Source organism: Thermincola sp. GK-1 (assembly GCF_059412445.1).
In genome coordinates, this window is sequence record NZ_JBSQAT010000003.1 from 81,725 (window position 1) to 93,981 (window position 12,257).

Annotated in this window: 13 protein-coding genes; 1 reads left to right on the forward strand and 12 read right to left on the reverse strand. The window is 45.2% G+C overall.

The window, feature by feature from the left end:
* Window positions 1-254 precede the first annotated feature (254 nt).
* Window positions 255-467 (forward strand): hypothetical protein, encoded by a 213-nt coding sequence (locus ACSNJE_RS03600; protein ID WP_495252019.1) that lies wholly within the window; start codon window positions 255-257, stop codon window positions 465-467.
* Between the two features lie 145 nt (window positions 468-612).
* On the opposite strand, the gene ACSNJE_RS03605 is transcribed toward ACSNJE_RS03600, so the two are convergent.
* From ACSNJE_RS03605 to rbfA, 12 genes are all read right to left on the reverse strand, one after another.
* Complete coding sequence (locus ACSNJE_RS03605) at window positions 613-1,755, reverse strand: glycosyl hydrolase family 18 protein (protein ID WP_495252020.1); 1,143 nt, start codon at window positions 1,753-1,755, stop codon at window positions 613-615.
* Window positions 1,756-2,120: 365 nt separating this feature from the next.
* On the reverse strand, window positions 2,121-3,404 hold the full coding sequence (locus tag ACSNJE_RS03610) for a LysM peptidoglycan-binding domain-containing protein (protein WP_495252021.1): 1,284 nt from the start codon (window positions 3,402-3,404) through the stop codon (window positions 2,121-2,123).
* 184 nt (window positions 3,405-3,588) lie between these two features.
* The gene (gene sleB, locus ACSNJE_RS03615) at window positions 3,589-4,326 is read right to left on the reverse strand and encodes a spore cortex-lytic enzyme (RefSeq protein WP_495252022.1); all 738 of its coding nucleotides are present in this window, start codon (window positions 4,324-4,326) and stop codon (window positions 3,589-3,591) included.
* Between the two features lie 397 nt (window positions 4,327-4,723).
* Window positions 4,724-5,560 (reverse strand): deoxyribonuclease IV, encoded by an 837-nt coding sequence (locus ACSNJE_RS03620; RefSeq protein ID WP_495252023.1) that lies wholly within the window; start codon window positions 5,558-5,560, stop codon window positions 4,724-4,726.
* Between the two features lie 124 nt (window positions 5,561-5,684).
* A complete protein-coding gene (gene pnp, locus ACSNJE_RS03625; protein ID WP_495252104.1) occupies window positions 5,685-7,835 on the reverse strand; it encodes a polyribonucleotide nucleotidyltransferase in 2,151 nt (716 codons plus the stop codon).
* A gap of 182 nt (window positions 7,836-8,017) precedes the next feature.
* Window positions 8,018-8,287: a 30S ribosomal protein S15 gene (gene rpsO / locus ACSNJE_RS03630; protein ID WP_013120258.1), complete on the reverse strand. Its 270-nt coding sequence runs from the start codon at window positions 8,285-8,287 to the stop codon at window positions 8,018-8,020.
* 123 nt (window positions 8,288-8,410) lie between these two features.
* Window positions 8,411-8,632 (reverse strand): hypothetical protein, encoded by a 222-nt coding sequence (locus ACSNJE_RS03635; protein ID WP_013120257.1) that lies wholly within the window; start codon window positions 8,630-8,632, stop codon window positions 8,411-8,413.
* Window positions 8,633-8,649: 17 nt separating this feature from the next.
* Window positions 8,650-8,880 (reverse strand): hypothetical protein, encoded by a 231-nt coding sequence (locus ACSNJE_RS03640; RefSeq protein ID WP_013120256.1) that lies wholly within the window; start codon window positions 8,878-8,880, stop codon window positions 8,650-8,652.
* A gap of 141 nt (window positions 8,881-9,021) precedes the next feature.
* On the reverse strand, window positions 9,022-9,963 hold the full coding sequence (locus ACSNJE_RS03645; protein ID WP_474773176.1) for a bifunctional riboflavin kinase/FAD synthetase: 942 nt from the start codon (window positions 9,961-9,963) through the stop codon (window positions 9,022-9,024).
* A 12-nt stretch (window positions 9,964-9,975) separates the two neighbouring features.
* Window positions 9,976-10,908 (reverse strand): tRNA pseudouridine(55) synthase TruB, encoded by a 933-nt coding sequence (gene truB, locus ACSNJE_RS03650; RefSeq protein WP_495252024.1) that lies wholly within the window; start codon window positions 10,906-10,908, stop codon window positions 9,976-9,978.
* Window positions 10,909-10,924: 16 nt separating this feature from the next.
* A complete protein-coding gene (locus ACSNJE_RS03655; RefSeq protein ID WP_052219129.1) occupies window positions 10,925-11,905 on the reverse strand; it encodes a DHH family phosphoesterase in 981 nt (326 codons plus the stop codon).
* Window positions 11,895-12,257, reverse strand: coding sequence for a 30S ribosome-binding factor RbfA (gene rbfA, locus ACSNJE_RS03660; RefSeq protein ID WP_013120252.1), 363 nt, complete (start codon window positions 12,255-12,257; stop codon window positions 11,895-11,897). Before rbfA ends, ACSNJE_RS03655 begins: the two co-directional genes overlap by 11 nt.

Here is a 12,257-nt window from a genome sequence, read left to right on the forward strand (position 1 = left end):
AGAAATGGAGGGCACATTATTCTTCCGCTCACGGACGAAATCTCCTCCGGCAGCCGCTCCCACTGCGTGGGTCGCGGGCCGGAGGACGATTTAAGTCCCCGCTCCAGAATAATGTGCCCTCCTGGGAAGTTTAAATTATTCCTCCGTTCCAATTCCCATGCCAGTCAATTGGAGGGGTGGGCAGGGTTCTCCGGCTACCGTTTGGGAGCGACTGCGCCCGCAAAACCGCAGCCGGGCAGACAGGAAGTTCCCGCATGTTTGCAGATGGCGAAGGCCGCCGGGAAGTCCGGCGCTCAACGCAGGTTGCGTGTCCGGACGGGAGGCGGCCTGACTTATTAGAAATGCAACATGAGCCATCGAGTTCGGGAACGCTGCCTGCCCGGCCAGGGTTTGCAGCACCAAGCTCCCAGGTAGCAGAGAAACCCTCCCACCCTGCCGTCATTCTTCAGCACCAAGCTCCGGGGTAGCCCAGCCACCACACCCACCCTTAAAGCCCCGCTCCGGAAAAAATTTAACTTCCCCGAATTTTTTAGAATAACCTTTGCCTGAAGAGGTATAATAAACACCTCTCCCCTAAGCTGTTGAGAAGGTCGATTTTAAGTGGAGTTTATTTTATCGGGCCAGCTTGCTGCTCATGGTTTCCCAAAAAGCTCCATCTTCGAAGCCGAGTCTCCACACAGCAATACCTCCGACATCATATTTTTTCACCAATTGGGCCTTCAAAGCAGCACTTTGGGTACTTTCAAACCAGACGGTGCGTTTTTCACCGCTTGTCCAATAATAAAAATAGGGTACCTGGGCCTTGGCATCCCATTGTATTTTAGCCCCGTGTTGCTTGGCCAGTTGCAAAGCTTTGCTCGAAGATACGGTTCTGCCTTTTCCTTTTTGTCCCCAGTCATAGCCATAGGTTCCTATACCCAACAATAACTTATCCTTGGGAATCTGGCTTGTTGCAAATTTAAGAACATTTTCTACCCAGGGAAGAGAAGCAATAGGCCCCGGTGACCCACCGAACCAGTGCTCATCATAAGTCATTAACATTACCCTATCGGCCACGCTGCCAATGAACCGGTAATCAAAACCGCCGCTCCAAGCGTCTTGCTTATTATCCCAGGTCTTGGCCGGTACGGAAACCGTTAGCAGGTACCCTTCCGCCCGGAGCTTATCCTTCAGCAGCTTAAGAAAATCATTAAACTTATTTCTTTCACTGGGGCTGATATTTTCAAAATCGATATTGACACCGGCCAATGTCTTTTCCCTGATTAGTTTTAAAATGTTTGCAATCAGATTGTTACGCGCTTTGCTATCGTTAAGTACAGCACTAACCAATTGCCGGTCAAAGCCGTTATTGTTAAAGTTATGTACCAATACTAATACATTTAGCCCTTTTTCATTGGCAGCCCGCAACAAATTACCGGTTAACTGTCCGCTAAGATTACCGTATTTATCCACTCGATATGCAAAAGGAACTACGGCAGTCATATACTGGCCATATTTTTCAATCGATCGCAGAGACCCTGTATCACCGGGCCAGTCTTCAGCATAATAACCAACCCTTTCAAAATATGCAGATTTTACTTTTTCCCAATAAATCTTTTTAACCCTGTCAAATTTGGTAGGCCCGATAACAGGCCTGACAGCCGACAGCTTGTCCACAGCATTTTTTTCTTTTACCGTTATGTTATCATATTGCTGGGCAAAAGCTAAAAGTCTTTGGCTCTCAAAAATCATAAAAATGCTCAGTGCAAATAGCACAACACAAATCCGCTTTGGTATAAAAATTTTTCCCCTCCCCTTTCTTTGGCTTCATCTTTTAAATCAAGTATAAATTGCCAAAGAAAGGCTGGCAAAGACGCTCTAATTGTTCCTATTATTTATATTTCTGATTAACATATGGATGTACAGACATATTCAGGTAGTTATAGTATTCCTGTCCACTCCCAGCTATTGCCAAAGCTAAAACAACCGGAATGGCCCAAATCACCGGCGAAGGCCAAGGTGGGTCGTAGCGACTGTGATCCATGGATGGCATTCATCGGGTCGGTGATTTGGGCCATATAGCAAACAATATATTTTTCCAAATAACGTTTCCCAGTGCGGAAACACTTGAATGTACTAAATTAATTCCCCGCCGCCTTCTGCACCATTTCCTGGTGCTTGGTATCAATTGTGTTGCTATTGTGCGTTCTGCTGTTTAAAAAATGCAGGTCAAAATGTCCTGGAAAATCGTTATCTGCTATGGTTTGAATACTGTGGGGCATACCGGCCATGGAACCTGCAATCACCTTATCATCTACGTAAACCAGTACAGCTCTTCTGTTCCAACTCCATTGTCCGCCGTAGATTTCCTTCATAATTTCCGTATCGGCGGCGGTCAAAGGTTCTACATCGGCATGGTTTGAACCGCCCAACCGGCGAACTCGAAAACTCTTGCCTGTATCGAGGTCTTTCAATGTGGCTACGTTGTAGGTATCAAATAGCCAAGAAACGTATTCCCAATCCATAAGCTCCCCATAGCCTTCTTTTCGGTTCGCTTCGGGGTACGGAATCGTAACGGGTTGATCGCTGTTCTGCGGAATAAACAGGGGTTGGTTGACCATGAGCAAGTCTGTATGTAGGTGATTGGTAGCCGTAATTGCAGCTTCCGTGGTACCGAAGCGTTGGGCTAGCAGCCAAAGGTTGTCCCCGGCTTTGGTATGGTATAAAACTACTCCCTCCGGTATCATCCCCCACTGTCCGCCATAAGGGATAGGCGGTTTAGGTGGTTCTGCTGGCGCCGGAACCTGAGGTTCCTTAGTTTCGTTCGGTATCTCAATATCCTGAGGACTAGCCGGAACCTGCGCCTTTTCAGGTACAAACAAAACCTGCCCCACCCATAGCAAATCAGATTTCATTTTGTTTACCAGCTTCAACATCTCAATGTTAGCGTTAAATTCTTTGGCAATTAAGTAGAGGGTATCCCCATTTTGTACGGTATATCGCGCCTGAGCGGGTACAGGAAGTTTAAGTGACTGACCCACATAGATGGTAGAACTCTTCAACCCATTGGCTGCCATTATTTCACTTATGCCAATGCCAAATCGCCGGCTAATCAGGTAAAGGCTATCGCCTGACCCAACCGTGTAAGCGGCTGATTTCGGCGCTTCCCGTACATAGCCCGTGGATTTGGGAATTTTTAAGACTTGACCCGGCACTATCTGGGTAGACGTAAGTTTATTGGCGCTCATAATTGCTTCCACAGGAGATTCAAACTTCCAGCCAATCAGCCATAGAAAATCACCAGGCTGAACCTTGTAATATACGTCAGCAGGTTCCGCTCCGGCAACAAAACTCGAGGTTGTGAATACAAGCACAAAAATGATACACAGAATAGTTGCAATAATGATTCTTCTACTACTTCTCATTACTTCCCTCCCATATATTACTTTAATTGTTAATTATGTTAACACCTCCTTGTATTGGCGGGGTATGGTTATACATTTAGACATGTTTCAACAACTTTCCTCGTGGGAATTTGGACCATTTACTTTGCAAAAGAAACAAGGACTGCCCAAAATTGGTTGGGCAGCCCCTGGGGAAAGGAAGAGTCTACTTGGCAAAAATGTGGTTGCCAATTTGTTTAATTTGTGGCCTGGTCCATATCCACCTGCTGGTGGATTTCGCAGGATTGAAATAATAGAGAGCGCCCCCTGTGTTGTCCTTACCCTGAGCAGCTACATAAGCAGCACGGATAGCCTCCCTTGACGGTTGTAACCATATTTGACCGTCCTCAACAGCATCAAAGGCGCCCCTCTGAAATATTACACCGGGGACGGACTTGGGAAACTGGGGAGATTCTACCCTGTTTAGAATTACAGCTGCGACGGCAACCTGTCCTTCAAAAGGTTCTCCTCTGGCCTCGCCGTTTACAGCCCTGGCCAATAGCAGCAGATCTTTCTCCGAAAGTTTTACACCGGAACTATTCCTACCAACGTGCTGTTTTCTGCCATTGTCCTCGCCGGTACCGTTTAACCGGGCAAAGGTTTTTTCATCTACAGTACCCGTAACGGCCAGGTTGTTCTTTTTCTGAAACTCTTTGACCCGGTTTAAGGTGGTGAAGCCATAAATCCCATCCACAGCTCCAACCTGAAAACCTTGTTCGTTGAGTTTGTGCTGAACCCACCTTACGTCAGACCCCATTTTTCCGAAACTCAGAATTCTGTTTAATCCTTTCTGGCTGTCAAAACCTGGAACAACAGTGGCAAACATCATGGAAACAATGATACCCAAGATAAAGAGAACCTTTAGATATTTTTCCAAATAATTATTGTTTATTTTTTTTGACAAATTCTTACAACCTTTTTCTAATGAAAACATTTTCGCTTTTAAAACCATTTTAGCCTTTTTCCAAAATGGCAAAAACTCATTTTGTAAAAAGTTTTTGCAAACATTTTTCAAACCAATTAAGAATTCTCTGCTTGATCTGAATGTGAAAAAAAGCTTAAAATCCTTATCCGTCATACAGTCTCCTCTCCTTTCTCCTTCCGTGAAGGACAAATTCAAGGGGGCTCTAATACTTTTCCGATTATAACGGAATTAAGAACTTTAAGCAACTGTACAAAACTTTTTAAAACATATTAGGCACGCAAAATACCGCAACAAATAAAAAGAAACCGCAAAATGCAGTAAAAAACTTATAAAATCAACTAAATAAAGGCTATTGTATGATTGCGGTAATGTTTGTTTATTCTGCCAATGACCGCAAGGTCTTCAAGTTGCTTACCCAATCACCTTCTTTATCTACAGGAGTCTCCAGAATAAACGGCACTTCATAAAGTCTTTGGTCATGCAACAGCGTCCGAAAGCCTTCGGGGCCAATAAGGCCCTTGCCAATGTGGGCATGCCTGTCCTTTTTTGACCCAAGCGGGTAGGCGGAATCATTTGCATGAATAACTTTAAGCAAATCCAGACCAATAACGCTGTCAAAATCCTGTAAAGTTTTTTGCACAGCTTCCTCCGTAACCAGGTTATAACCGGCGCCAAAAGCATGGCAAGTATCAAAACAAACGGCCACTTTATCTGTTTTCAGTCTTTCCATGATCCACGCCAAATGCTCGAATCGGTAGCCTAACTCATGGCCTGCGCCGGCAGTATTCTCCAGCAAAATGGTCACCTGGCCGGCATAGTTGTTGATTATTTCTGCCAAACCATTTACCATCTGCCGCAAACCTATTTCCTCTCCGGTTCCCCGGTGAGAGCCGACGTGCAGTACCAAGTACTGCGCCTGCAGTTGATCGGCACGTTCCAGATCTTCCAGGATGAGCCGGACAGCATATTTGTGCATTTCTTCATCGGGGTTAGCCAGGTTTAAAATATAAGGCATATGTACTATTACAGGGAAAATCTTATTTTCCGTTACTAACCTATGAAACTCATTGAGCTCTTCCTCGGTAAAAGGGCGCGCCTTACCTCCTCTTGGGCTTCTTGAAAACATCTGAAAAGTATTACATCCGTATGAAACGGCCGATTTGACCGCTTCCGGCAGGCCCTGGCCAATTTTTACATGCATACCTATTCTCATAACTCTTCCTCCACTCGTTACAGACTCATCAAGCACTTATCAGGTTAAGCCTGTTTTAAACGGCGCCCCATCGGACTTCATTAAACGGCAAAAAACATAAACCGGAACCGGTTTATGTTTTTCTTTAACTTTCAGTCTGCTGTTGCGCTTTCAGGGCTTCTTTCCTGGACAGGTTTATTCTGCCCTGTTCATCAATCTTGGTTACTTTAACCATTATCTCATCACCAACGGATACAACATCTTCCACCTTGCCTACCCTTTGTTCGGCCAACTGAGATATATGAACGAGGCCTTCCTTGCCGGGCAGCACCTCTACAAAGGCGCCAAAATCCATAATCTTTACTACCCTTCCCAGGTACATTTTACCGACTTCCACATCGGCAGTAAGTTTGTCTATTATTTCCCGTGCCCTTCGGCCGGCTTCCTCGTCAACGGCGGCAATGAATACACGGCCGTCATCTTCAATGTCAATTTTTACACCCGTTTCATCAATAATCTTTTTAATCGTTTTGCCGCCCGGACCGATAACATTTCTTATCTTCTCGGGATCAATGGTAAAGGTAATGATACGCGGGGCATAAGGTGAAATTTCAGGCCTTGGCTTATCAATTACTTCAAGCATTTTAGACAATATATGCATTCTGCCTTCCCTGGCCTGTGTCAAAGCAACCTGCAAGATTTCCTTGCTGATCCCGGCAATTTTGATGTCCATCTGAATAGCCGTAACACCTTTTTCAGTTCCGGCCACTTTGAAATCCATGTCGCCTAAGTGATCTTCCATACCCTGGATGTCAGTCAACACGGCGAAGGTATCTTCCTCTTTGATTAACCCCATGGCCACTCCGGATACAGGACGTTTGATAGGTACGCCGGCATCCATCAGTGAAAGGGTAGACCCACAAACACTACCCATAGAAGAAGACCCGTTTGATTCCAACACCTCGGATACTAACCTGATGGTATAAGGAAACTCATCTTCCGATGGAATCATTGGTTCCAGCGCTCTTTCAGCCAGGGCTCCGTGACCAATTTCACGCCGTCCGGGGCCGCGCATGAAACGGGCTTCTCCCACACTGTAAGGTGGAAAATTATAGTGGTGCATATAGCGTTTAGATTCTTCCACCCCAAGCCCGTCCAAAATCTGCTCATCACCGACAGCTCCCAGCGTTGTTACGGTCAAAACCTGAGTCTGGCCCCTGGTAAAAAGGCCCGACCCATGGGTCCTTGGCAGAATCCCCACATGACATTCGATGGGACGCACCTCGTCCAGTTTACGACCGTCTATCCTGACTCTGTCCTGAATGATAAACTTGCGCATTATCTCTTTTTCCAGTTTATTAACGGCGTCAGCCACATGTTTTAAAGCGGCTTCATCTTCGGGAAAGACTTTTTCCGCAAAGTATGTTTTGATTTCCTCTTTGGCGTTCTCTATGAAATCTTCCCGTTGCTTTTTGGAGAAACGTTTTTCGATACACTCTTTTAAGGTGTCAAACATTTTATCGTAAGCATATTCACGGACCTGTTTCTCGATTTCTTCATCCAGCAGAAATAATACCGGCTCTTGGCGTGGTTTGGCAACACCGGCATCCAGACATTCCCGGGTGAAATCCTCGAGGAATGATACAATTTTTTTGATTTCCTCATGTCCGTAAGAAATAGCTTCCAGGATAACTTCTTCAGGAACCTCCTTGGCGCCCGCTTCCACCATAATAACTGCGTCTTTGGTACCGGCTACCGTTAGATGCATATCGCTTACTTCCGCCTGGGCAATTGTCGGGTTAATAATGAATTTGCCGTCAACCCGTCCGACAACTACCGCTCCAATAGGTCCAAGAAACGGAATGCCGGATATCATAAGGGCAGCCGAAGCTCCATTAATAGCTGTCACATCAGGAGCATTGTCCTGGTCAACAGACAGAACGGTGGCTACAATATGTACATCATTCCTGTAACCCTTTGGAAACAAGGGGCGGATAGGCCTGTCAATCAGCCGGCTGGACAAAATAGCCTTTTCGCTGGGCCGTCCTTCCCTTTTGATAAACCCTCCCGGAATTTTCCCAACAGCATAAAGACGTTCCTCGTAATCAACCGTTAAAGGAAAAAAGTCTATTCCCTCCCGGGGCTCAGGCGAACACGTTGCTGTAACCAAAACGGCAGTGTCACCATAGCGACAAAATACTGCACCTGTCGCTTGCTTGGCCATCCTACCGGTTTCAATTACCATTTCCCGGCCGCCGATAGGGAAACTGCGTATAATTACTGGGCTAGAATCCATAATATTAAAGTCATAACCTCCTCTTGAAATACATGCCAACAAATTGTAGTTCGACATATATCCTAGTATTTCCTGCATTGCATAAAAAATAACCGCTTTTTCCACCTTTTAAAAAGGTATTCTGCTCAGTCCTGCCAGCCGTGAAATTGTACAACAAAAAGCGGGTATTACCCCGCTTTTTATTACCGTCTTAAACCAAGTTTCTCGATTATGTTACGGTACCGGTCAAAATCTTTTTTCTTTAAGTAATTCAACAAAGCTCTCCTTTGACCAACCATTTTCAGTAAGCCTCTCCTGGAATGGTGGTCCTTTTTATGTTGCTGCAGGTGTTCAGTGAGATAATTAATCCTTTCGGTAAGGATGGCAATCTGCACTTCCGGAGAACCCGTATCAGCCTCATGCAGCTTGTACTTATCAATAATCTCCTTTTTCTGCTCCGATAACAGCGCCATAATCTTCACCTCCTCTTTTTTTATAAATCGCCATTAGCCAAGTATACCGCCGAGGAAACGAATAAACCTAGCCAATGGTTCTTGTCTATAATTAACCGGTTCTACACCGGATAATTATCACTATTATTTTCCTATCACTGTAATCACTAATCGCCCTGAAGAAATATCTTTGGCAACAATATCAAAAATTCTTCCTGATTTGGCAAAAAATCCTTTAAATCTGGTAGCGGTCGGAATACAGCCCGGTATTTCCCTGGCTGCATTAATTATGTCCGCGTAAGTTATCTTTTCCTGGCGCACATCTTTTAACCGTTTGCGCGCATGCTCGGTAATGATAACCCGCATCCAGATATCCCTTTTACCTACTTCTCATATCCTTTTGGATATATAAATATTTTGTCTTCCTGAGCCAATATGGCAAACAGGGCATCCTGAAATGCCGCAATAAAAGCGTTTTCTATATTGGCATTAAAATAGTGGTTTTCCAACTCATGCCGTAGGGCATTAAATTCCTCGCTGAAAAGAATCTCCGCAATATCCTTGACAAACTTCTGAACATCCTGTTCACAATATGCGGAATCCGGCAAGGCCATGTCAACGTCTCCTTTCCTACCGGGACGTTACCGTAATATTTTAGCATACAATCACATTATTGTAAATAAAGCAATTGTGCTCCAGCCGTAAAAAAGTGCCCGATAATAAATTTCTTTCTAAAATTATATTTACCCAACATGTCATTTATTCTCAGGAACCTGATTAAGGATTCTCCTTGCCAGACCAGCATCTATACAAATCTGCCTGGTCAGTTCCTCTAAGTCCCGAAAAGACTTTTCGGCACGCAGGCGCGCAACAAACTCCACTTTAATCTCGTGGCCGTAAAGATTGCCATCGAAATCAAATATGTGTACCTCTAAATTTACGGGATTTTCCTTTTTCAACGTTGGTTTATTGCCGATATTGGCAACACCGCAATGCTTCTCCCCAAGACCGGAAACCCGGACAGCATATACTCCTTTGGCCGGAACGAGGATTTCATGGTTCAGATCAAGGTTGGCTGTCGGAAAACCTATTTTCCGTCCCAGTTGTACCCCATAAACGACTTTACCCCTCACATAGGGAAAATAACCCAAATATTTTCTGGCTTCAGTAACCTCGCCGCGAAGCAGCAACTGCCTAATCAAAGTACTGCTCACTTCAACGCCGTCCACAGTTACCGGCGGAACCACATCAACTCTGTAATTTCCTTCCGGAGCATACTCTCTTAAAAGTTCCGGTGTCCCTTTACCGCCTTTACCAAAAGAAAAATTATATCCTACAATAATTCCTTTCGCTCCTACACCTTCGACCAATATTTTTTTAATAAAGTCAGCAGGTTCCAGATTAGCCATCCGCCCGGAAAAACCGGCTATGACCATCACGGCAATCCCCAATTCAGCCATCATTCTTATTTTTTCTTCCTTCGGTAATAACAAAGGTGGATAACTATCAGGTAGCAAAACCTTTAGAGGGTGGGGATCAAAAGTAAATACAACTGGGGTTCCGGAAATTTCGTCAGCCATCTTTCTCGTTCTTCTGACCAACTCCCGGTGTCCCAGGTGGACACCGTCAAAATTACCAAGCGCCACCACCGGATTGGGATAATTTTTCACGTCTCTTATGTCGTAATATACTTCCATGGTTTCTCCCCTCTAACCAAAAACCTTAATCGGCTGAAAAACCCTTCTTTTCCTGTCTCCCAATTTTTCAACCCTTGCTTCTGCTACTGCCAGTAAACTCCCATTTTTGTCCTGCAACCTGACCAAACAGCCCTGCGTGATTTCACCCGGTTCGGTCACAAGTCCTGAGGGATAAATTTTATTCCCGTTAATAACTGCTTTTACAGCGCTCTCACGCACCAGAATCACCGGAAAGCCTATCAAAGCACTGTCTATAGGCTGCAAGGCTTTAAGGACCTCTTGTTTCCGGGCAAGTTCATCAATTTCTTCCAGGGTGTACGCATCCATTAACTTAAAGGGGCCGGAAGATGTGCGAATCAGGTAGCTCATATATGCTCCGCAACCAAGAGCCTGTCCGATATCATGGCATAGAGTCCTTACATAAGTCCCTTTGGAACAGGTAACGTCAAACATTACTTCCGGATGGGTGCTACCTAAATTCGTAAACCTTTTAATAATCAAAGAGTGAATAACTACTGTCCGCGGCGGACGAACTATTTCTTTCCCCTGCCGGGCCAATTCGTACAGTTTCCTGCCACCGATTTTTACCGCCGATACCATGGGCGGAACCTGCTCAATAACACCAATAAACTTTTTAAAACAATCGGCTATATCACTTTGTTTCAGGTAAGAAGCATCCTTTACCTCAGTAATCTCGCCAAAACCGTCCTGGGTAGTTGTCGTTACCCCAAATTTTATAATCCCGCGGTAGCTTTTGGTTCCTTCCGTAAGAAATTCGGCTACCCTGGTGGCTTTGCCGATACATACAGCTAAAACCCCGGGAACACCGGGGTCTAGAGTCCCGGTATGTCCTACTTTGCGTGTCTGGAAAGTTTTCCGCAAAAAAGATACCACATCATGGGAGGTCATCCCTGGGGGTTTCAAAACGTTAATAATACCGTCCACTTTTAAAAGTCCCTCCTCAACAATGACTATTTCCAATGTGAGCAAGAACTGCCGCAAGAACTTTTTCTTCGGCTTCCTGGAGCGGCATTTCTATCTGGCAGCCGGCTGCCTTCGGATGTCCTCCGCCGCCAAAGAAGGCAGCAAGTTTGTTGACATCGACTGTTTCTTTCGACCGGAATCCGACTTTCACCCTGTTCGGAGCAATCTCCCTGAATAACAACCCAACTACTGTTCCCCTAACCTGTCTGGGGTAATTTACGATACCCTCTGCATGCTCATCTTTGGCGCCCAATTCCTGGGCCAGTTGAAGAGGAATGGATATCCAGGCTACCCTTCCGCAGTCTGAAACCTTTAGCCTTGATAAGGCCCTGCCCAAAAGGAGTAACCCTGTCACATCCTTGTTTTCAAACAGGCATGTATTGATATAAGCTGCATTAATGCCTGTTTTGAGCAGCTCAGCACATATCATGTGTGTTTTGTCGGTTGTATTTTCATATCTGAACGAACCTGTGTCCATGACCAAAGCTACGTAAAGGCAGGTGGCCAAGTCCTGGTTTACAGGTTTATCGAAAACGTTAATTAACCGGTAAACCTGTTCTCCGGTAGCCGCTGCCGTCGCATCAATATAGTTATAAGTACCATAAACCTGATTACTGATATGATGGTCAATGTTTATTAACACCGGCACTTTTTTCAAACGGTCGGCCAAATATGCCCCTACCCTGTTTAAGTCAGTGCAATCGAGAATCACCGCAGTATCTGCGTCATCAGGAAATTCTTCTGGAGGTTTGATTTCCTGGACCAGCGGAAGAAATCCATATATTTGGGGTATAGGATCAGGGGTCAACATAGTGACTTTTTTGTCCATAGACTTCAGAAACAATCCCATGGCCAAGGTAGACCCTATACTATCCCCATCAGGCATAGCATGGCCGCAAACAATTATATGTTTAGCCTTCCGTATGGCCTCCGCCACTTGATCCAGGTTATTGTTCATCATTGCCTCCATCCTTCTGAACCCGATTTAGAAGCTCCATAATCCTTGCTCCGCGTTCAATCGATTCATCAAACCGGAATTCTACTTCCGGAGTGTATCTTAATCTGATCCGCTTCCCCAATTCGGACCGGACAAAACCCTTGGCTTTATTTAATGCCTGCAAAGTCTGTGCCTTCTCTTCATCACTACCGTACACACTGATATAGATGCGCGCATGCCGCAAATCCGGACACACTTCTACACCCGTTACGGTGACAAAACCTATTCTGGGGTCCTTTATTTCGCCGCCCAACATTTGGGTAACTTCCTTTTTAATCGCTTCTGCTACTCTGGAAGCCCGATGGCCTGACAT

Coding starts and splice junctions, on each gene's coding strand:
- ACSNJE_RS03600 (WP_495252019.1), top strand. CDS start 255: ATGTTTGCAGATGGCGAAGGCCGCCGGGAAGTCCGGCGCTCAACGCAG.
- ACSNJE_RS03610 (WP_495252021.1), bottom strand. CDS start 3,404: ATGAGAAGTAGTAGAAGAATCATTATTGCAACTATTCTGTGTATCATT.
- ACSNJE_RS03620 (WP_495252023.1), bottom strand. CDS start 5,560: ATGAGAATAGGTATGCATGTAAAAATTGGCCAGGGCCTGCCGGAAGCG.
- pnp (WP_495252104.1), bottom strand. CDS start 7,835: ATGGATTCTAGCCCAGTAATTATACGCAGTTTCCCTATCGGCGGCCGG.
- rpsO (WP_013120258.1), bottom strand. CDS start 8,287: ATGGCGCTGTTATCGGAGCAGAAAAAGGAGATTATTGATAAGTACAAG.
- ACSNJE_RS03635 (WP_013120257.1), bottom strand. CDS start 8,632: ATGCGGGTTATCATTACCGAGCATGCGCGCAAACGGTTAAAAGATGTG.
- ACSNJE_RS03640 (WP_013120256.1), bottom strand. CDS start 8,880: ATGGCCTTGCCGGATTCCGCATATTGTGAACAGGATGTTCAGAAGTTT.
- ACSNJE_RS03645 (WP_474773176.1), bottom strand. CDS start 9,963: ATGGAAGTATATTACGACATAAGAGACGTGAAAAATTATCCCAATCCG.
- ACSNJE_RS03655 (WP_052219129.1), bottom strand. CDS start 11,905: ATGAACAATAACCTGGATCAAGTGGCGGAGGCCATACGGAAGGCTAAA.
- rbfA (WP_013120252.1), bottom strand. CDS start 12,257: ATGTCAGGCCATCGGGCTTCCAGAGTAGCAGAAGCGATTAAAAAGGAA.